Raw genomic sequence first — 19,349 nt, 5'->3', positions numbered from 1 at the left:
TTCTACAGGGGCGGCAGAATCCGTAACAGGCGCCAAACCCGTGAACCCTGGGAGAATAATAAGATGAGTACCTTGCACCGCATCGAAGCCAAACTGCTGGAAGACCGCTACGCCCGTGGCTGGCATTGTCTTGGTCTGGCCGCCCAATACCGCGACGGCAAAGCCCATCGCCTGGAGGTGTTCGGCACCCGGCTGGTGGCCTTTCAAGGCGATGACGGCGAGTTGCATATCCTGGACGGTTATTGCCCGCACATGGGCGCCGACCTCAGTACCGGTTGCGTTGAAGGCAACTCGATTCGCTGCCCGTTCCACGCCTGGCGCTGGGGTGCCGATGGTGTCTGCGACGACATTCCCTATGCCAAACGCATTCCGCCACGGGCCCGGCTCAAGAGCTGGCCACTCATGGAAGAAAACCAGTTGCTGTTCGTCTGGAATGATCCGGAAGGCAACCCGCCGCTCCCTGAGCAACGCATCCCGCGCATTGACGCTTGCTTCAGTGACGAGTGGGCCGCGTGGGAAGTCGCCGAATTGCAGATCGGCACCAACTGCCGCGAACTGATCGACAACGTCGCCGACATGGCGCACTTCGGCACGGTACATGGCGCCCCCGTCGAGGAATTCAGCAACGTCTTCGAAGGTCACCTGGCCACCCAGATCATGAGCGCCCGCAGTGAGCGCTTGTCCGGCGACAGCGCGTTGAGCACCGTGGCCACCTACTTCGGCCCGGCCTACCAGATCACCGAAATGAACGGCGCGATGAACGGCCAGCCGATCCATTCGATCCTGCTCAACTGCCATGTGCCGATCGACCTCGACAGCTTCACCCTGCGCTATGGCGTGCTAGTGAAAAAAATTCCGGGGCTGAGCGAAGAGCAGAATCAGGCGATGGCCAAGGCCTATGTGCAGCAAGCACAGGAAGCCTTCTACGAAGACGTGACGATCTGGCACAGCAAGACCCGCGTCGACAACCCGCTGCTGTGTGACGGCGATGGCCCGGTTTATCAGTTGCGCCGCTGGTACGAGCAGTTCTACACCGACCTCGCGGCGCTCTCGGCCGATGTGCTGGAGCAAAAACGGTTCGTCGTGCGCGCCACCGAACGGGCCTGAACACCGCGGCCTTTGCGCTTTCTGAGCCTGACTGGCAGCCGCCCGTCAGGCCTTGTGCCCGGGCGTTGCAAGGAGTCGATATCGGCGCTTATTCTCGGCCACCGCCAACGCTAATAATAAAAACGGTTTTCCCTATGCAACAGAGCCTCAGCCTCGATACGTTCAGCGATCTACTCGGCAACCTCTATCAGGGGCCGCTGGAGACCATTCCCTGGGCGACCTTTCTCAACCAGCTCAATGTGCACCTGGAAAGCAAGTACGTGACCTTCATCCTGCGTCCGCCCAGCGCGCACGTGGATGGCTTGATGGTCAACACCACCGGCACGTCGACCGAGGCGACCGCGTCGTATAACAAGCACTTTTTCACCCTCGACCCGTTTGTCGACCTGCCCAACCGCCAGGTGGTGACCCTTGCCGAGTTCGTGTCCAACGACGATTGGCAGCACTCGGAGTTCTACAAGAATTTCCTCGAACCGGTGGATGTGTTCCACATTCTCGGTGCCGACATCAACACCTGCGACGGCGCCCAGTGCCGTATCCGTATCAGTCGCGGACGCGATGACAAGGCCTTCGGCAATGAAGAGAAAGCTTTGCTGACGCACTTCATTCCGCACCTGGAACGCTCGATCAAGATCCACATGCAGCTCAATCGCATCGAAGCCGAACGCAACCTCTACGCCGGTGCGGTGAATCAAATGGCGGTCGGCACGATCATCCTCGACGAAGCCGGCAAAGTGCTGCAGACCAACCAGGTCGCCGATCGGCTGATCCAGGAAAAGGACGGCATCAAACTGGTCAACGACGCCCTGCAAGTCGGTACGGCACGTGACACTCAAGAGTTTCGGCGGCTGGTGAAGCAATCACTGCTCTCGCAGAAAAGCAGTAACCCGTCGGTGGTCGAAGCCCTGCGCGTGCAACGGCCGTCCGGGCGTGCGGACCTGGGGATCATTGTGCGCTCAGTGCCGTTGTCGGACTGGAGTGAAGGCAAACAATGCCCCACCGTGGTGATTTTCATCAGTGACCCGGAGCAACAATCCACCGCACCACAGGAGATCGTCCGCGCGCTGTTCGACTTCACCCCGGCCGAAACTCAACTGGCCATGTTGTTGGCCAACGGCTTGACCCTCGACGAAGCCTCCGAAGAACTGGGCATCAGCCGCAACACCTCGCGAGCACACCTGCGATCGACCTTCTCCAAGACCGGCGTGACCCGCCAGACCATGCTCGTGCGACTGATCCTGCGCAGCGTGGCAACGCTGGGCTAGCACTCACTTTCCGCCCTCGTCCGCTCGGACGATGGCGGCCACCCCGACACGGCGCACAGTGGCTCCATCCCAACAAGGGGCCTGACCATGCGCAACTGTCCAACCATCCTCAAGACTGAACTGCTGGCTGAAAGCGGCCATTTTCAGATCGAAGCCTTACACCTGCAATTCAGCAACGGCCAGCAGCGGGTTTACGAGCGTCTGCGCGGCACCGGTTATCGCTCGGTGATGCTGGTGGCGATGCCCGATCCGCTGCATGTGTTGCTGGTCCGTGAATATGCGGTCGGTGTCGAAAAAACCGTGCTAGGCCTACCCAAGGGCGGCGCGGAGCCTGATGAAGACTATCTGCAAGCGGCGCAACGCGAACTCTGCGAAGAAGTCGGGATGCGCGCTGCACGCCTCAGCGAACTGGGCGAACTGACCCTGGCACCGGGTCACCTGTGCCATCGCTACCGGGTGGTGTTGGCCGAACAGTTGAGTCCCTGCCAACTGGTCGGCGACGAGCCCGAACCGCTGGAATGCCTGCGCGTACCGCTGGCGCAGATCCCCGACCTGGTGGCCCGCGGCGAACTCAACGAAGCACGGGCCATTGCTGCACTGTTCATGGCCATGGGCGCATTGGCCCGACGTAGCTGACACGCAAAACCTGTGGGAGCGAGCTTGCTCGCGATGAGGCCAGTTCATTCAACATTGATGTCGCCTGACACACCGCCATCGCGAGCAAGCTCGCTCCCACAAGGGATCGAAGTCGTACGCAAATACCCGGGCTGCCCCTCCCACAAGGGGACTGTGTAGTCCATTCGGACGAAGCCACATCCCGCCGACCGCAATAACGTGCCTCTACAACAATAAAATCCGTGTCGAGGCTCGCCATGCGAAAAGCCACCTGTGCCCTGTTCATCATCTTCTGCGCCGGCAGCAGTGCCAGCCTGTGCCAACTGTTCAAGAATGAAGCCTACCGCCCCACCACCGCCTACTTCAGCTGCTCAAACACCGCCATCAGTTGCTATCCCCCACTGGTGCGTAATCTTCTTCCATAAAAAAACCACCGGGCCTGCAAGCATGGCCGGTGGCTTTTTTGTGCTGTCGCCGGATCAGGTGGGCAAAACACCCCGCGAACGTGACAGGGTCAGCGCCAGGTCTTCGATCATGTCTTCCTGACCGCCGACGGTGCCGCGTCGACCCAATTCCACCAGCAGTTCACGTGCGGCAACGCCGTACTTTTGCTCGGCACGTTTGGCGAACAACAGGAACGAACTGTAGACCCCGGCGTAACCCAGGGTCAGCGCATCGCGATCGAGGCGGATCGGCTGATCCATCATTGGCACCACCAGGTCCTCGGCAACGTCCATGATCCGGTACAAGTCGATGCCACTGTTGACGCCCATCCGCTCAAGCACCGCGACAAACACTTCGAGCGGCGTATTGCCCGCCCCTGCGCCCAGCCCCGCCACCGAACCGTCGATACGTGTGGCGCCCGCCTCGATCGCGGCAAGGGAATTGGCAATCGCCATGCCCATGTTGTGGTGACCGTGAAAACCTACTTCGGTCCCGGCACTCAGCCCTGCGCGCAATGCAGCGATTTTCTCAGTGACTTCATCAGGCAGCATGTAGCCAGCCGAGTCAGTGCAGTAAATGCAGTTGGCCCCATAACTCTCCATCAACCGCGCCTGCTCCAGCAGTTTTTCCGCGCTGACCCTGTGCGCCATCATCAGAAAGCCGACGGTATCCAGGCCCATCTTCGCTGACATGCCGATGTGCTGGCCGGAGACGTCCGCCTCGGTGCAGTGGGTGGCCACACGAATGGTCGACACCCCGTGTTCATGGGCCATTCTCAAATGATCGAGGGTGCCGATACCTGGCAACAACAGCGCCGAGACCTTGGCCTGTTTCATACGCGGGATCACTGCTGCGAAGTATTCCTCGTCGCTGTGGGCGGGCAAACCGTAGTTCAGCGACGCACCGCCCAGGCCATCGCCGTGGGTGATTTCGATCAGCGGCACGCCGGCCGTATCGAGACCGGTCGCCACCGAGATCATCTGTTCCAGGCTGATTTGATGCTGTTTGGCATGCATGCCGTCGCGCAGGCTCATGTCGTGCAGACGGACGCTCTTACCTTGCAAATTCATGGCAATTCTCCACTCAACGGACGGGCAGTTGCAGGGTGCCCTTGTGGGCTTCTTCGGCGAACATCTCGGCGGTACGCAACCCCGCAGCGGTCATGATGTCGAGGTTGCCGGCGGACTTGGGCAGGAAGTCGCCGAGGCCTTCGACTTCGATGAAAATCGACACCTTGTGCCCATCGAACACCGGGCCATTGATCAGCTTGTAGCCGGGAACATAGCGCTGCACTTCCTTGACCATCTGCAACACCGAGGTGCGAATGGCGTCCTGATTCGGTTCGTCATCCGTCAGGCAGTGGATGGTGTCGCGCATCATCAGCGGTGGCTCGGCCGGGTTGATGACGATGATTGCCTTGCCGCGTAGGGCGCCGCCGATCTTCTCCACCGCACCGGCCGTGGTGCGGGTGAATTCGTCGATGTTCTGGCGAGTGCCCGGGCCGACCGAACCGGAGGACACAGTGGCGACGATCTCGCCGTAACTCACCGACTGGACCCGCGACACGGCCGCGACCATCGGAATGGTCGCCTGGCCACCGCAAGTCACCATGTTGACGTTCATCGCCAACGTCGCCGCATGCTCCTTGAGATTGACCGGCGGCACGCAGAACGGGCCGATGGCCGCTGGCGTGAGATCAATCATGATCACCCCCAGCTCGTTGAGCTTGCGGCTGTTTTGCGCGTGTACATAAGCCGAGGTGGCATCGAAGGCGATGCGAATATCATCGTCGAGCACATGGGGCAGCAGCCCGTCGACGCCCTCGGCCGTGGTTTTCACGCCCAATTCACGGGCGCGTTTAAGGCCCTCGGATTGGGGGTCGACGCCGACCATCCAGACCGGCTCGATCCATTGCGATCGATACATTTTCATCAGCAGGTCAGTGCCGATATTGCCCGGGCCGATAATGGCCGCTCTGAGTTTCTTGCTCATCCGGTTAAACCCCACAGGTCAGGCGCAAAAGGACACCCGGGCACTGCCCAGGCCATCGATGGTCAATTCAAAACGGTCACCCGCACGCGCAGGTTCCAGCGGCACCAAAGAGCCTGAGAGAATGATTTCTCCGGCCTTGAACGGAATACCGAAGGCGCCCAGGGTGTTGGCCAGCCAGGCCACGGCCGTCAGCGGATTGCCCTGCACCGCCGAGCCCAAACCTTCGCTGAGAGGCTCGCCATTCTTGAACACACGCATGCGCAAGTTGGGCAAATCCAGCGTCCGTGGGTCGACCTGAACATCGCCCAGCACGAACACACCGCAAGAGGCGTTGTCGGCGACGGTGTCTTGTATGCGTATGCGCCAGTCATGAATCCTTGAGTCGACAATTTCGAAGCACGGCATCACGTATTCGGTCGCTTCCAGCACGTCGGCTTCGGTAACACCGGGGCCGATCAGATCGTGCTTGAGCTTGAAGGCAATCTCGCCCTCGGCGCGGGGCTGGATCAGCTTGTTCGCGGCGAGGGAGATTTGCGCGTCATTGGCGAACGACATCTGCCGGGTGATGAAGCCGAAATCCGGCTGATGTACGTTGAGCATTTGCTGGACCGCCGCCGACGTTACACCGATTTTCTTGCCGACAATCCGGTCACCGGCGGCCACCCGGCGTTCGATGCTGTAGAGCGAAATATGGTAAGCATCCTCGATGCTGATCGCCGGCCAGCGCTCGGTCAGCGGCGCCAGTGTGGTGCCACTCAGTAGCGCCTGATAAAGCTCTTCGCCGTATTGATGACGCAGTTGTTCACTCATGAGCGAGCCTCCTCGAAGAACGCCAGGCACTCGCGGTTGAACTGCTCACGGTGCTCGACCATGACCCAATGCCCGCATTCGCTGAGCAGTACAAAGCGAATGTTCCGGCAGTGCTGCATCATCGTTTGCGCACCAGACACCGGGCAGAATTTGTCGTTCATGCCCCAGAACCCGAGGATCGGACACTGCAACTCGCCGAGGCGCGCGGTCATGTTTGGCACTTGCATGGTCGACAACACGCAGACCGGTTGCTGGCGCACCACTGCAACCCGCTCATTGACCGTTTCGTCGCTGATCAAGGATTCATCGAACAGTTGCAGCGCCAGCAGCCGGCGCATTCCGCCCGCATCGTGCAGTTCACCTTTGGCGAAAGCCGCACCCATTTTCTGGATGCCCTCCATCTGCAAGTAATACTGTTCTTTTTCCATCAGGCCGCCGGGCGCCATCAGCACCAGCCGGCTGACCCGCTGCGGCTGGTCGAGGGCCAGTTTGATCGCGATCGCACCGCCTAGGGAATTGCCGACCAGCACGCATCGCTCGATATCCAGGGCATCGAGCAAATCGCTCAAGGCGGCGATAAAGTAGTCCAGGGTGTAGAGGGTGTCTGGCTTATCTGAAGCGCCATAACCCGGCAGGTCGGGGACGATGACTCGGTAGCCGGCCTTGGCAAACACCGGGTAGTTCTGCTTGAAGTTGCTGTGGCCGCCAGCACCCGGCCCGCTGCCATGGATAAAAATCACCGGCTCGCCGCTGCCGATGTCCTGCCCGCCGATGTCCAGATAGTGCAGCTGCAAACCCTGCGGCAGCGTAACGAAGTGCCCTTGCGCTGATGCGCTCATAAGGTGTCCTCCCGGCCTGTTGTTGTCGCCGGATTATTCCGAGCGCCCGGGCAAACAACATCGTCCGACAGGACTACGTCGCCCTAGTCTTTTCGGACGTAGGCCGGCTTAGGCTGTGGACCTAGCATCGCAGCATTCCCGAGCGACAGAACGAGGTATCCCATGCTTGATCCGATGGACTTTCGCGGCAAAGTGGTACTGGTCACCGGCGGTGGCAAGGGTGTCGGTCGCGGCATCAGTCAGCGTTTTCTCGACTGTGGTGCCGAGGTGGTGATCTGCGGTCGCGAAGCACCGCAAACGTTGCCTGCCAGTGCTGAACGCGAGGTGCTGTTTCTGCCCTGCGACCTGCGGGATGTCGAGCAGTCCGGGCGGTTGATCGACAGTATTGTCGAGCGCTTCGGCCGCCTCGATGTGCTGGTCAATAACGCCGGCGGCTCACCGAATGCCGACGCGGCCGTTGCCTCACCGCGTTTTAGCGAAGCGATCATTCGCCTTAACCTGTTGGCGCCGCTGAATCTCTGTCAGCAGGCCAATCAGGTGATGCAGATGCAGGCCGACGGCGGTGCAATCATCAACATTTGCAGCGTCAGCGCGACCCGTCCCTCGCCCGGTACTGCCGCTTATGGCGCGGCCAAGGCCGGGCTGCTGAACCTGACCGGTTCGCTGGCCGTGGAATGGGCACCCAAGGTACGGGTCAACGCCGTGACGGCCGGGCTGATTCTCACCGAGCAGGCGGCCATGCATTATGGCGATCAGGCGGGCATTGCCCGGGTGGCGGCGACCATCCCGCTGCAACGCCTGGCGGCTCCGGAAGACATCGGCGATACCTGTCTGTACCTGGCATCAACGCTGGCACGTTATGTCAGCGGCGCGGATGTCACCGTGCACGGCGGTGGCGAGCGCCCAGCCTTTCTTGACGCGGCACACTCCCATTGAACAAGAGGAATTCCAACATGCCCGCGATTGCCAGCCACAGCGTCCTGCTTGACCTTACCCCGGCCGCTGCCTGGGCCAAACTGCGCGACTTGAGCCTCGCCCCGCATTACGTGCCGGGCTTGACCGGTTGCCAGTTTCATCCCGGTGCACATGAAGGGCTTGGCGCCAGTCGCCGGGTGTTTCGCAAAGGCGGCCAGTGGCTGGATGAGAGTGTGGTGCAATGGCAGGAAGGCGCAGGTTTTGTCCTGATCCTGCACCGTGCCAGTGGCGGCGCGCCCTTCCCGTTTCGCGAGGCCTGTTTCAGCTATGCCTTGCAGGCTGAGGGTGACGCGACACGCATCACCACCCAAATGAGCTACAGCCTGCGCGGTGGCAGGCTGGTGGAAATGTTGTTGGCCAAGGCATTCAAAAACGTCGTGCGACAGATTGCCGAGAACCTCAAGGCTTTCTACGAAACCGGACAGACGCAGAATCGTGACCTGGTCACACCGCACCTCGCGGCGTCAGATTGACCTCGCTCCAATAGGCTTTCATCGAGCGGATCTTGCCGTCCGCATCGAACTCCATCACGTCGATCACATGAAGCGAACACGGTTGCCCCGCCCAGTCCATATCAACCCGAAATGGCATAGCCCCGCAACCGTTCGACGTCGCACGAACCGGGCCGGTCAAGGTCGCAGAGACTTTGCTCGCGCCCAGACCTTCACGGTAGAAGCGTTCGATGGCGACAAGGCCCTGAATCGGCGGTTGGCCGACGGGGTCTTCGACCATCGCGTCCTGACCATACAGCGCAATGATTGCGTCGATATCACCGGCATCCACCCATTCCACATAACGCGCCATGGTCGCTTGAATCTGTTGTGCACTGACCATTCAGACCACCTCGAACAGTGCGGCGGCACCCATGCCACCGCCGATGCACATACTCACCACCACGTAACGCAAACCGCGCCGCTGCCCCTCGACCAACGCGTGACCGACCATCCGCGCACCGGACATGCCGAAAGGATGGCCCATGGAAATCGCACCTCCGTTGACGTTCATGCGTTCAGGGGGAATGCCCAGGGTGTCGCGGCAATACAGCACCTGACAGGCGAACGCCTCGTTCAACTCCCAAAGGCCAATGTGGTCCACGGTCAGGCCATGGCGCTTGAGCAGTTTCGGGATGGCGTAGACCGGGCCGATGCCCATCTCGTCGGAGTTGCAGCCAGCGACCGCCATGCCGCGATAAATCCCCAGCGGCTCCAGGCCACGCTTCTCGGCCAGTTTGGCACTCATCAACACCGAGGCCGAAGCACCGTCGGACAGTTGCGAGGCGTTGCCGGCCGTGATGAAGCGGCCCTTTTCACTCCATTGACCGCCCGGCCACACCGGTTCCAGCGCATTCAGGCTTTCGCGGGTGGTGTCGACGCGGTTGCATTCGTCGCGCAGCAAAGTGACGGCCTCAAAGCGGGTTTCGCCACTGGTCTTGTCGAAGATCGCCTTGCGGCTGGTCAGCGGCGCGAGTTCACGGTCGAACAATCCATTATTCTGGGCCAGCGCGGTACGCACCTGGCTCTGGTAGCTGTATTCGTCCTGTTCCTCGCGGGAAATGCCGTAGCGTGCGCAGACAATCTCGGCGGTTTCGATCATCGGAATGTAGGCGTGCGGATCCAGTTCGATCACCGCGCCGGACTGATTGCGGTACAGGTTCTTGTGCTTGTTCTGCACCAGGGAAATCGACTCCAGGCCACCGGCCACGGCAATGTCGATTTCGTCGCACATGATGCCTTTGGCGGCCATGGCAATGCTCATAAGGCCCGATGAGCATTGGCGCTCGACGGCCATCCCGGCGACGGAGGTCGGCAAACCCGCGGCAATCGCGCAGAGACGACCGAGGTTATAGGACTGAGTGCCCTGCTGCGCCGCCGCGCCGATGATCACATCGTCCACTTCGCCCGGCTCAATGCCTGCGCGACGCACGGCTTCGCGCACCACATGCCCGCCGAGTTGCGGGGCGTCGGTGTCATTGAATGCACCGCGAAAGGCTTTGCCGATCGGGGTACGCGCGGTCGAAACGATGACGGCTTCTTTCATGCTGGATTCCTCGAATGTTCTGCTAAAGGGTTCATGCGGGGTAGTAACGGCTGATGGTGTCGACCACACAGCCGGGGCGCTCCTCGCCGTCGATTTCGACGCTGACGCGAATGGTCGCCTGAACGCCGCCCTTGACCTCCTCCACCGCCATCAACTGCGCACTGCCGCGCACCCGCGAGCCAACACGCACCACCGTGGGAAAGCGCACCCGCTCGCAGCCATAATTGATACCCATGGCAATGCCGCGCACCTCGACGATCTGCGGTAAAAAGAGATTGACCAACGCCAGGCTCAGATAGCCATGGGCGACACAGGCGCCGAAGGGACCGCTGGCTGCCTTGACGGGATCGACGTGAATCCACTGGTGATCACCGGTCGCCTCGGCGAACCGGTCGATGCGATCCTGCGCAAGAACCAGCCAGTCGCTGACGCCCAGGACCTCCCCCACGGCATCGTGCAAGGCGAGGGGCGTGTCGAAAATACGTGGCATGTTCAAGCCCTCTGACTGGAAACCGACAATACTTCGCCGGTCATGTAGGAGCTGTAGTCGCTGGCCAGAAACATCATCACGTTGGCCACTTCCCAGACCTCGGCGGCACGCCCAAACGCTTCGTTGGCGGCGAGCTGATCAAGCACCGCCTGAGGGGCGGACTTACGCAGGAAATCGTGCAACGCAATGCTCGGGCTCACCGCGTTGATGCGGATCCCGTGGTCGGCGGCCTCGACCGCAGCGCAACGGGTCAACGCCATGACCCCGGCCTTGGCGGCGGCGTAGTGCGACTGCTCTTTCTGCGCCCGCCAGCCCAGCACCGAAGCGTTGTTGACGATGACCCCGGCACGCCGCTCGATCATCTTCGGCAACATGGCGCGGGTCATGCGCATGGTGCCGGTGAGCGTCACATCGAGGACCCGGTTCCACTCCTCGTCCGTCATGTCTACCAGCAGCCGTGAACCACCAAGACCGGCGTTGTTGATCAGCACATCGACACCCTGCAGATCGCGCTCGGCGCAGGCAATCAGCTGTTGAACCTGAGCTTCGTCAGCGACATTGCAGACCTGACCGAAGACCTGTCGCAGACCGGTCGTTTCGCGGATTTTCAACACCGCGTCGCTCAGCCGGCCTTCATGGATATCGCTGATCATCAAGGCGCGGCAACCCTCCTCGGCGGCACGCACCGCGGCGGAAAAACCGATTCCGGCCCCGGCCGCGGCGGTGATCAGCACCGACTTGTCACGCAACAGGCCGTGACCTGCAACATAGTGAGGAACAGACATGGAAAACTCCTTGGTCAGGTAGGCAGGCGCGGTTCTTTGGGCATTCCCAGGGCGCGCTCGGCGATGATGTTGCGCTGGATCTCGTTGCTACCGCCGTAGAGGGTGTCGGCGCGACTGAACAGGTACAGCGATTGCAAACGGGTGAGTTGGTAAGGCGCGGCCTCCAGCACTTCGGCCTCGGCACCGAGGACGTCCATCGCCAGCTTGCCGAGGCTGGCGTGCCAGGTCGACCAGAACAGTTTGTAGATGGTCGCTTCCTTGCGCAGCGAACCGCCCTGCGTCCCGGACAGCATGCGCAGCGAGTTGTAGCGCATGATCCGCAGCCCGCTCCAGGCCTCGGCCAGCCGCTGGCGCAGGATCGGGTCGCGCGCCGCGCCATTGGCCCGGGCGATGGCGATGATGTCGTTCAGTTCATTGTGAAATTGCATCTGCTGGCCGAGGGTCGACACCCCGCGCTCGAAACCGAGCAACGCCATGGCGATCTTCCAGCCCTCACCCGGCGCGCCGAGGATATTGGCGGAGTCGGTGCAGGCATCATCGAAGAACACTTCGTTGAACTCGCAGGTGCCTGTGAGCTGCTCGATCGGCCGCACGGTAATCTCCGTCTGGGCCATGGGCACCAGCAAGAAGGACAAGCCGCGATGGCCAACGCTGCCCGGTTCAGTGCGGGCGATCACAAAACACCAGTCCGACTCATGGGCCAGGGAGGTCCAGACTTTTTGTCCGTTGATCACCCAAGTGCCGCGGGCCTCATCAAGCACCGCGCGGGTCTTGACGTTGGCCAGGTCGGACCCGGCCCCCGGCTCGGAATAGCCCTGGCACCAGAAGGACGTGCCGTTGACGATACCCGGCAGAAAGCGCTGTTGCTGCTCGGCAGTGCCGAACGCGGCAATGGTCGGTCCGGCCAGCCCTTCGCCGATATGCCCCATGCGTCCCGGGCCGCCAGCGCGGGCGTACTCTTCGTGAAAAATCACTTGCTGGCTGATCGACAGACCACGCCCACCGTGCTCCGGCGCCCAGCCCACACACGTCCAGCCGCCCTCGGCGAGTTTGCGTTCCCAGGCTTTGCGTTCCTCGGGAAACATATGTTCGTCACCCGGGCCGCCGCGAAAACGCAGGGGTTCGAATTCACCGCACAGGTTCGCGCTCAACCAGTCGGCCGCTTCCTGACGGAAGCATTCGTCCTGTTCGCTGAAACTGATTTTCATGGTTGCTCCCCAAGAATCGCCACGGCAATGCGCTCTCGATGCCAGGCAGGTGCGCCGAGAAAGCTTTCGCTGGCGCGGGCGCGTTTGAAGTAGAGGTGCGGGTCGTATTCCCAGGTGAAACCAACGCCGCCGTGCAACTGGATCGACTCGGACGCGCAGTGGAAATAGGTTTCAGAGCACTGCGCCTTGGCCACCGCCGCTGCCAGCGGCAGCTCGGCGGCCACCTGGGGGTCGCCTTCGGGATCGAGGGCTTCCTGGGCCACGCAGGCCGCGTAATAACTGGCCGAACGTGCGCATTCGACCTGCAACATCATGTCGGCGGCACGGTGTTTGAGTGCCTGGAAACTGGCGATGGGTCGACCGAACTGCTGGCGTTCCTGCATATAGGCAACGCTCAGGTCGAGCACCTGCTGCGCACCACCGGTCTGTTCGGCAGCCAGACCGATGCAAGCCAGTTGCAGCACCCGCTCCAGGTGCGGCCAGCCCGCACCGAACTCACCGAGCAGGCAGTCAGCGTTGAGGTGCAGACCCTTGAGCTGGACCCGTGCCTGACGGCGGGTCTGGTCCATGGTCGGCAACATCTGACGCTCGATCCCTGCCCGGTCCGCGTCCACGGCGAACAGGCTGATACCCGCCTCGCCGGTCGATCCGGGAACCCGTGCGGCGATGATCAAGAGGTCAGCGCTGTGCCCGTCGAGCACATGATTGAGGGTTCCATCAAGCACAAATCCCTCGCCCTCGGGCACCACCGTGGCCTGAACATCCTTGGCCGCCCAGCCGTTGGCGCTGCTGAAGGCCAGCGTAGCGGTAAGGCTGCCGTCGGCGATCAACCGCAGCCAGCGTTGTTTTTGTTGTTCGTTGGCGGACAGCAACAGTGCTGGCGTGGCCATGCAGGCGGTGGCGAAGAACGGCGAACACAGCAAGCGCCGGCCCATCTGCTCCAGCAAAATCGTCAGTTCGACAAAGCCCAGTCCCAGGCCGCCGTACGCTTCTGGAATATGAATCGCCGGCCAGTACATTTCCCGGCACAGGCGCTGCCAGAGCGCCTCGTCAAAACCTCGCTCGCTGACCATCGCCGCTCGCACGGCGGCAGAATTCGAGACATCGGCGAGAAAGCCCTCGGCCGATGCGCGGATCATTTCCTGTTCGTCGCTGAATGCAAACTCCATCGCGGCGCCTTCTGCTCGTCTGGCGGGGCACGCATGAAGCGACACCCCTCTGGCCTACGAGTCTGGTGCCAGCGGCACGCGACAGAATCGTCAGCCTTGCCTAGTCCGAATGGGCGATGCCGAGGCCAATCCGCCGAGCAAGAGCCTGCTCAAGCTTGGCTATTCGGGGTTGTACCTGCTCGGCGTCGAAGTGGCCCCACGGGAGGCCATGCTGGCCATGACGCCCCTCGCGATCGGCATCCTTGCGCTCATTGTGCTTCGCATCAAGAAAGTTAAAGGGCATTAATTCCACAAATCGCAAAGTGTTTGTCGATGCTCTACTGATTTGATCATGCGTTTTGGCTGCGTGCTCACGCCAGGAGCGATTTGTCCTGACGCCAGACGTGAGCTAGCACTTCATCGGCTTTTCGCTGTAGGTCGCGGCGGCTATTTACCACATCGGTTCTCCTGGCCGACGGTACGAGCTGATCATCGTCCGAATCGACATTCAGCAATAGCGCCGAAAGGCTTGCATGCATTGTCAGGACGGCGGCGACCACATCGCATTGCAATAATGGCTTCACACAGGGTAAGCCCCTCTGCGCAAGTTCGATGCCCTGCAGGCAGCATCTTGCAGCAGCGAGTGCACCTAAGGTGATTTCCAGTGTTCGCTGCTGACTGTGACCTTGAGCGTCACCCTGTGGCTCTTCGATAAAAGCACTGAACGTTCGAACATCGTTGTCGGCGTGGGCCTTCATGACGGCCATCAGTTGCTCCACCTCATGGATGGTCTTTTTCCGCTCGTCCTCCAGATTGCAGGCAACAGATTTACGGAGCGCCATAAGCAGAAGCGCCAGCCCGAAGCTGGCACAGACGCATGACGTGGCACCACAGCTTGGTACCGAAGTATCGGCAGCAATATTGTCTCGAAAAGACTCGAGGCTTGATGACCATATGCTCATCCGCGGTACATCCTTCAAGGCAGCTATGACTGATTGGGGAGTCGCTCTTCATCGGAAAAGCCGTGATGCGGTTCTTGTCGTTTGGTCATGGCTGATCTCCTTCAAGCAAGATAGTTACCTTCATTTGAGGCGGCACCATGAGCCTTTGTCCCGTTGACACGACCAACGGGAATTACCCGCCGCTTCAGTGAAAATGCCCAGTCAGCAGGTCGGGGCGTATCATCGTTCTGTGCGTGTCCCTTCAACCGAAGTCACCCGACACCAAACTTACGTAGAGCCAAACTCACCTCACCGGTGTCCAAAGGCGTGCCAGAGTAAGAAATCACGTTTTTTTCAGCGCTTCGCGAGTTGGCGGCTTTTCAGATCAACTGCCGGAATGAAGGATCGACCATGGACCTCATATTTCTCGGTACTTCAGCAGGAGTTCCTACCCGAAATCGAAATGTGAGTGGCACCGCGCTCATCGAATCCTCAGGCAAGGGCTGGTATCTGGTGGATTGCGGTGAAGCCACCCAGCATCAACTGCTACGCACCCCCTTGTCGGTAAAAAACCTTCGCGGGTGCTTCATAACCCATGTACACGGTGATCATTGCTTCGGCTTGCCCGGCCTGCTGGCCACTGCCGGCATGTCGGGTCGCCTGGAACCGCTCGACATAGTCTTGCCCGCTGCGCTACATGACTGGGTGCGCCTCAGCCTGGCCGTCAGCAGGACCTGCCTGCCCTTCGAGCTGCGTTTGCATGCGACCGAAACCTTGAATGGCTGGCGAAATGGCAACGTTGAGGTCAACACCGTGGCCCTGTCTCATCGTGTTCCCAGTCATGGCTATATATTTGCCGAATCAGATCCTGACCCGCGACTGGATGTGCAACGCCTGGAGGCCGAGGGCATTCCTCGCGGTCCGCTCTGGGGCGAGTTGGCGCATGGCCGTGAGGTCGAGCATGCCGGACGTATCCTTCGAGCGGAGCACTACTTACGCCCTGCGCGACCCGGTCAACGCATCATCATCTGTGGCGATAACGACACCCCCGAACTGCTGGCCAAGGTGGCTCCTGGGGCGGATGTGCTGGTGCACGAGGTAACCTTCTGCCAGTCATTGATCGATCGCACTCACGAGAGTTATGGACACAGCAGTGCCGCCGCCGTGGCGCGTTTTGCCGAGTCGGCAGGTATTCCAAATCTGGTGCTTAGCCACTTCAGTGCACGCTATCAATCCAATCCCGGGCAAAGCCCGTTCATTGGGGATATTCGTGAGGAAGCGTCGGCCTGTTTCACCGGCCAGTTGATCCTGGCGCAGGATCTGCGGCGCTACCATCTTGATCGGGAGGGTCGTCTGCAAGTGGTCATTGGGGCGGAGTAAGTGCTGAGCGCCCTACTGCTTACCCCCTGAAAGCTACAAGACCTTGCGCCGTTGCCTACGGTTACGCAAGAATCCGCCGGCTTGTGCGCCTGGTCCTCCCCCCGATAACTTGATTCGTGTCATTACCCATCAGTGATCGGATTTAGCAGCCCGCGTTAATTCGGCTGACCGTTGGGACTCAACACGCAGGACAAGACCTGAGGCGCGGTGTTTCATGGCCAAGGATAGGCTGACGGCATACACCGATGAGGTGAAGTCTGAAAGACTGTGAGAAAAAATGTTCCACATCACGTTAGATCGCTTCCTTTCCCTAGTAAAATTTTCCGATTTAAAAAGGAGTTTCGCTCGTGAGCGAAGAACAATCCGAAAAACCCACTTACTTTGGGAAAGCGTTAGCAGGGGAGTTTGAGCCAGCTTATCCTGTCAAAGACGCGTTCAACGACCTTGAAGGACGGGGACCGGACAGAGTTTAGAAAACCGTCGCCGGTGCTTCATAACGCATGTACACGGTGATCATTGCTTCGGCTTGCCCGGCCTGACCCGCGCCTGGATGTGCAACGTGCATGATCGGGGGGGTATTGCGAAGCGAGAGCCAGAAATGGCCCTCGCTGTTTTTGCAGTCAGATTCAGCGCTTGAGTTTGCGCTTGTTGCGGTACTGGTCGATGACCACCGCGACCACGATGATCAAACCTTTGATGATGTCCTGGATGTAGGCATCGACCCCGACGAAAGTGAATCCGCTGGCCATCACCCCAAGGATCAGTGCACCGATGACCGTGCCGGTGATGCGCCCTACTCCGCCCGCCAAACTGGTACCACCGATGACCGCTGCGGCAATCGCATCCAGTTCATAGGACATGCCCATCCCGGCCTGGCCGGTGGCGGCACGGGCCGAAGCCACCACGCCCGCGAGCCCCGCCAGTAACCCGGCGATGCTGTAGACGATGACCAGATGGCGTTTGACGTTGATACCGGACGTACGCGCCGCCTGCATGTTGCCGCCGATGGCGTAGGTGTATTTACCGTACTTGGTGTAGCGCAGCGCGATATGGAAGATCACCGCCACCACCAGAAAAATGATCACCGGCATCGCGCCGTGACCGATGGCCGTGTAGGAGTCCGATAGCATGCTCACCGGCTGGCCTTCGGTGTAGTAACGCGCCAGACCACGGGCCGAGACCATCATGCCCAAGGTGGCAATGAACGGTGGAATCCCGGTAAGGGCAATGATGCTGCCGTTGACTGCCCCCGCCAGCAGCCCGACGCCGAGCCCGACAATCACTGGAATCCACACCGGCAAGTCAGTCAGGGACGGGAACACCGCACGGGAGAAGTCCGAGGTCTGAGCCAGGCTGGCGGCAATCATCGCCGACAACGCCAGCACTGAGCCTGATGAGAGGTCAATGCCAGTGGTGATGATCACCTGGGTCACGCCAATCGCCAGCAGGCCGATGATCGACACTTGCAGGATCATCAACACCAGGCGTTGGGAGTTCATCAGGAAGCTCTGGTCACGCACGATCCAGCCGAACACTTCGAACACCAGGCCGATGCCGATCAGCACCAGGAAGATACTCAGTTCGGTCGGAAAGCGCCGGCGACTCTTGACCGGTACCGTGGCTGGCTTGTTTTCCAGTATCGCGTTCATAACCCATCACCCTTCTATCGCGTCGTCGACGCTGGCCGAGCCAGCGCCGGCATCCATTAGTGAACCGCGGACATGCCCGAGGCCAATTGCATCACCCGTTCCTGGGTCGCTTCGCTGCGGTCGAGGGTGCCCATCAGGTCGCCCTCGTGCATGACCAGCACCCGGTCACTCATGCCCAATACTTCCGGCAGCTCCGAGGAAATCATGATCACCGCCATGCCTTCGCTGGCGAGGTAGGAAATGAGCCGGTAGATCTCGGCCTTGGCACCGACATCGATGCCGCGGGTCGGCTCGTCGAGAATCAGGATTCGCGGATTGGTCATCAGCCAGCGGGCCAGCAAGGCCTTCTGCTGATTACCGCCGGACAGCGTGTCGATGCACTGTTCCAGCGACGGGGTTTTCACCCGCAGCTTCTTGCACATGTCTTCGCACAAGGCGCGCAGGGCTTTTTGCTGGATGAAACCGTGGCCGGCGTAGTGCGGCAGCACCGCCATTTCCATGTTCTCCAGCACCGACAGGCACGGGAACAGGCCGCTGAGCTTGCGATCCTCGGTCAACAGGGCGAAGCCCTTCTCGATCGCCATGTGCGGATCGGTAATGCGCACCACCTCGCCATCAAGACGAATCTCGCCACCGTCGCTCGGCGTGATGCCGAAGATCGCCTCGGCCACATTGGTCCGCCCCGAGCCCATCAACCCGGCGATGCCGAGAATCTCCCCGGCATGCAGGTCGAAGGACACGTCCTTGAAAATGCCCTCGAGCTTGAGGTCGCGCACCGACAGCAGCAGATCGCCGATCGGCGTCTCACGCACCGGGAACAACTGGCTCAGTTCGCGCCCGACCATCATCGAAATCAGGCTGTCGCCGTCCATGCTGTCGGCCCGCTGCAGGCCGATGTAGGCGCCGTCACGGAACACCGCCACTTCATCGGCGATGCTGAACACTTCGTTCATCTTGTGGGTGATGTAGATGATGCCTTTGCCCTGGCGCTTGAGGTCGGCAATGATCGAAAACAGGTGGGCGACTTCCTTGTCGGTAATGGCCGAGGTCGGTTCGTCCATGATCAGGATGTCCGAGTCGTAGGACACCGCCTTGGCAATCTCGACCATCTGCCGTTCGGCGATGCTCAGGTTGCCGACCTGTTCTTCCGGATCGAGGTTGATCCGCAGGCGTTCCAGCAGTTTCGCCGTGCAGCGGTGCATCTCGCGGTGGTCGATCATGTGCAGACCATTGAGCTGCTCACGACCGATCCAGATGTTCTCGGCGATGCTCATGTGCGGCATCAGGTTGAGTTCCTGGTGGATCATCGCGATCCCGGCCTGGAGCGCCGCCAGGGGCGTTTCGAACACCACCGGCTTGCCCCGCAGGCGCAGTTCGCCGGCGTCCGGCTGGTAGATGCCGGCGATGATTTTCATCAGGGTGGATTTGCCTGCACCGTTTTCACCCATCAGGGCCAGCACGGAACCGGGGCGTACCCGAAGCTGTACGTCGGACAAGGCCACCACACCGGGGAAACCCTTGCTGATGTTGACGATCTCCAACAGGTACGGCTCATCGACAGGTGTTGCGGTTGGCTGGACACCCACCATCGGGGGGCTCGAAGCAGTCGCTGAAGCGAACATGATCAGGTACTCCATCAGCAAGGTCGCGGTTGCCACCTTGCG

The 19,349-nt window shown here is 60.7% G+C and carries 22 protein-coding genes; 9 read left to right on the top strand and 13 right to left on the bottom strand.

The window, feature by feature from the left end; genetic code table 11:
* Nucleotides 1–63: 63 nt before the first annotated feature.
* The 4 genes from ACA041_RS10880 (at nucleotide 64) to ACA041_RS10865 (ending at nucleotide 3,412) form a co-directional block, all read left to right on the top strand.
* Nucleotides 64–1,107: a 3-ketosteroid-9-alpha-monooxygenase, oxygenase component gene (locus tag ACA041_RS10880; protein WP_497441096.1), complete on the top strand. Its 1,044-nt coding sequence runs from the start codon at nucleotides 64–66 to the stop codon at nucleotides 1,105–1,107.
* A gap of 134 nt (nucleotides 1,108–1,241) precedes the next feature.
* Nucleotides 1,242–2,372, top strand: coding sequence for a helix-turn-helix transcriptional regulator (locus tag ACA041_RS10875; RefSeq protein WP_497441095.1), 1,131 nt, complete (start codon nucleotides 1,242–1,244; stop codon nucleotides 2,370–2,372).
* A gap of 87 nt (nucleotides 2,373–2,459) precedes the next feature.
* A complete protein-coding gene (gene nudE / locus ACA041_RS10870) occupies nucleotides 2,460–3,008 on the top strand; it encodes an ADP compounds hydrolase NudE (protein WP_497441094.1) in 549 nt (182 codons plus the stop codon).
* Between the two features lie 236 nt (nucleotides 3,009–3,244).
* A complete protein-coding gene (locus ACA041_RS10865) occupies nucleotides 3,245–3,412 on the top strand; it encodes a hypothetical protein (protein WP_497441093.1) in 168 nt (55 codons plus the stop codon).
* A 54-nt stretch (nucleotides 3,413–3,466) separates the two neighbouring features.
* On the opposite strand, the gene dmpG is transcribed toward ACA041_RS10865, so the two are convergent.
* Genes dmpG through ACA041_RS10845 form a run of 4 tightly spaced genes read right to left on the bottom strand, consistent with a single transcriptional unit; the run spans nucleotide 3,467 to nucleotide 7,072 of the window.
* A complete protein-coding gene (dmpG, locus tag ACA041_RS10860; protein ID WP_497441092.1) occupies nucleotides 3,467–4,501 on the bottom strand; it encodes a 4-hydroxy-2-oxovalerate aldolase in 1,035 nt (344 codons plus the stop codon).
* Between the two features lie 13 nt (nucleotides 4,502–4,514).
* Nucleotides 4,515–5,423 carry an acetaldehyde dehydrogenase (acetylating) gene (locus tag ACA041_RS10855; protein ID WP_497441091.1) on the bottom strand — a complete coding sequence of 303 codons (909 nt, stop codon included), beginning with the start codon at nucleotides 5,421–5,423 and terminating at the stop codon, nucleotides 4,515–4,517.
* An 18-nt stretch (nucleotides 5,424–5,441) separates the two neighbouring features.
* Nucleotides 5,442–6,233: a fumarylacetoacetate hydrolase family protein gene (locus ACA041_RS10850; RefSeq protein ID WP_497441090.1), complete on the bottom strand. Its 792-nt coding sequence runs from the start codon at nucleotides 6,231–6,233 to the stop codon at nucleotides 5,442–5,444.
* Nucleotides 6,230–7,072, bottom strand: coding sequence for an alpha/beta fold hydrolase (locus ACA041_RS10845; protein WP_497441089.1), 843 nt, complete (start codon nucleotides 7,070–7,072; stop codon nucleotides 6,230–6,232). Before ACA041_RS10845 ends, ACA041_RS10850 begins: the two co-directional genes overlap by 4 nt.
* 162 nt (nucleotides 7,073–7,234) lie before the next feature.
* Here ACA041_RS10845 and ACA041_RS10840 point away from each other — a divergent pair, with 162 nt between their 5' ends.
* Nucleotides 7,235–8,008, top strand: a complete 774-nt coding sequence (locus ACA041_RS10840; protein ID WP_497441088.1) for an SDR family oxidoreductase — start codon at nucleotides 7,235–7,237, stop codon at nucleotides 8,006–8,008.
* Between the two features lie 17 nt (nucleotides 8,009–8,025).
* Nucleotides 8,026–8,520: an SRPBCC family protein gene (locus ACA041_RS10835; protein ID WP_497441087.1), complete on the top strand. Its 495-nt coding sequence runs from the start codon at nucleotides 8,026–8,028 to the stop codon at nucleotides 8,518–8,520.
* Here the strand turns inward: ACA041_RS10835 and ACA041_RS10830 are convergent.
* From ACA041_RS10830 to ACA041_RS10805, 6 genes are read right to left on the bottom strand one after another with little or no spacing between them, the layout of a single operon-like run.
* Nucleotides 8,492–8,881, bottom strand: a complete 390-nt coding sequence (locus ACA041_RS10830) for a steroid Delta-isomerase (protein WP_497441086.1) — start codon at nucleotides 8,879–8,881, stop codon at nucleotides 8,492–8,494. The two genes, ACA041_RS10835 and ACA041_RS10830, sit on opposite strands and share 29 nt — an antisense overlap.
* Nucleotides 8,882–10,084 (bottom strand): acetyl-CoA C-acyltransferase, encoded by a 1,203-nt coding sequence (locus ACA041_RS10825; RefSeq protein ID WP_497441085.1) that lies wholly within the window; start codon nucleotides 10,082–10,084, stop codon nucleotides 8,882–8,884. It abuts the gene before it with no gap.
* 31 nt (nucleotides 10,085–10,115) lie between these two features.
* Nucleotides 10,116–10,574, bottom strand: coding sequence for a MaoC family dehydratase (locus ACA041_RS10820; protein ID WP_497441084.1), 459 nt, complete (start codon nucleotides 10,572–10,574; stop codon nucleotides 10,116–10,118).
* 2 nt (nucleotides 10,575–10,576) lie between these two features.
* Nucleotides 10,577–11,359 carry an SDR family oxidoreductase gene (locus ACA041_RS10815; RefSeq protein ID WP_497441083.1) on the bottom strand — a complete coding sequence of 261 codons (783 nt, stop codon included), beginning with the start codon at nucleotides 11,357–11,359 and terminating at the stop codon, nucleotides 10,577–10,579.
* A 14-nt stretch (nucleotides 11,360–11,373) separates the two neighbouring features.
* Complete coding sequence (locus tag ACA041_RS10810; protein WP_497441082.1) at nucleotides 11,374–12,567, bottom strand: acyl-CoA dehydrogenase family protein; 1,194 nt, start codon at nucleotides 12,565–12,567, stop codon at nucleotides 11,374–11,376.
* Nucleotides 12,564–13,736, bottom strand: a complete 1,173-nt coding sequence (locus ACA041_RS10805; protein WP_497441081.1) for an acyl-CoA dehydrogenase family protein — start codon at nucleotides 13,734–13,736, stop codon at nucleotides 12,564–12,566. Before ACA041_RS10805 ends, ACA041_RS10810 begins: the two co-directional genes overlap by 4 nt.
* Nucleotides 13,737–13,845: 109 nt before the next feature.
* On the opposite strand from ACA041_RS10805, the gene ACA041_RS10800 reads away from it, so the two are divergent.
* The gene (locus ACA041_RS10800) at nucleotides 13,846–14,022 is read left to right on the top strand and encodes a hypothetical protein (protein ID WP_497441080.1); all 177 of its coding nucleotides are present in this window, start codon (nucleotides 13,846–13,848) and stop codon (nucleotides 14,020–14,022) included.
* Nucleotides 14,023–14,086: 64 nt separating this feature from the next.
* Here ACA041_RS10800 and ACA041_RS10795 read toward each other — a convergent pair whose 3' ends face one another.
* The gene (locus ACA041_RS10795) at nucleotides 14,087–14,677 is read right to left on the bottom strand and encodes a cyclodeaminase/cyclohydrolase family protein (protein ID WP_497441079.1); all 591 of its coding nucleotides are present in this window, start codon (nucleotides 14,675–14,677) and stop codon (nucleotides 14,087–14,089) included.
* Nucleotides 14,678–15,067: 390 nt separating this feature from the next.
* Here ACA041_RS10795 and ACA041_RS10790 point away from each other — a divergent pair, with 390 nt between their 5' ends.
* Both ACA041_RS10790 and ACA041_RS10785 read left to right on the top strand, forming a co-directional pair.
* Nucleotides 15,068–16,036 carry an MBL fold metallo-hydrolase gene (locus ACA041_RS10790; RefSeq protein WP_497441078.1) on the top strand — a complete coding sequence of 323 codons (969 nt, stop codon included), beginning with the start codon at nucleotides 15,068–15,070 and terminating at the stop codon, nucleotides 16,034–16,036.
* Between the two features lie 493 nt (nucleotides 16,037–16,529).
* Nucleotides 16,530–16,673, top strand: coding sequence for a hypothetical protein (locus ACA041_RS10785; protein ID WP_497442047.1), 144 nt, complete (start codon nucleotides 16,530–16,532; stop codon nucleotides 16,671–16,673).
* Here the strand turns inward: ACA041_RS10785 and ACA041_RS10780 are convergent.
* Together ACA041_RS10780 and ACA041_RS10775 are read right to left on the bottom strand one after the other, a co-directional pair.
* Nucleotides 16,663–17,685 carry an ABC transporter permease gene (locus ACA041_RS10780; protein WP_497441077.1) on the bottom strand — a complete coding sequence of 341 codons (1,023 nt, stop codon included), beginning with the start codon at nucleotides 17,683–17,685 and terminating at the stop codon, nucleotides 16,663–16,665. The two genes, ACA041_RS10785 and ACA041_RS10780, sit on opposite strands and share 11 nt — an antisense overlap.
* Before the next feature lie 56 nt (nucleotides 17,686–17,741).
* The gene (locus ACA041_RS10775; protein ID WP_497441076.1) at nucleotides 17,742–19,307 is read right to left on the bottom strand and encodes a sugar ABC transporter ATP-binding protein; all 1,566 of its coding nucleotides are present in this window, start codon (nucleotides 19,305–19,307) and stop codon (nucleotides 17,742–17,744) included.
* Between the last annotated feature and the right edge of the window lie 42 nt (nucleotides 19,308–19,349).

It is taken from the genome of Pseudomonas sp. LBUM1676, from assembly GCF_059695605.1.
This window is presented reverse-complemented; position numbering and strand designations above follow the sequence as displayed.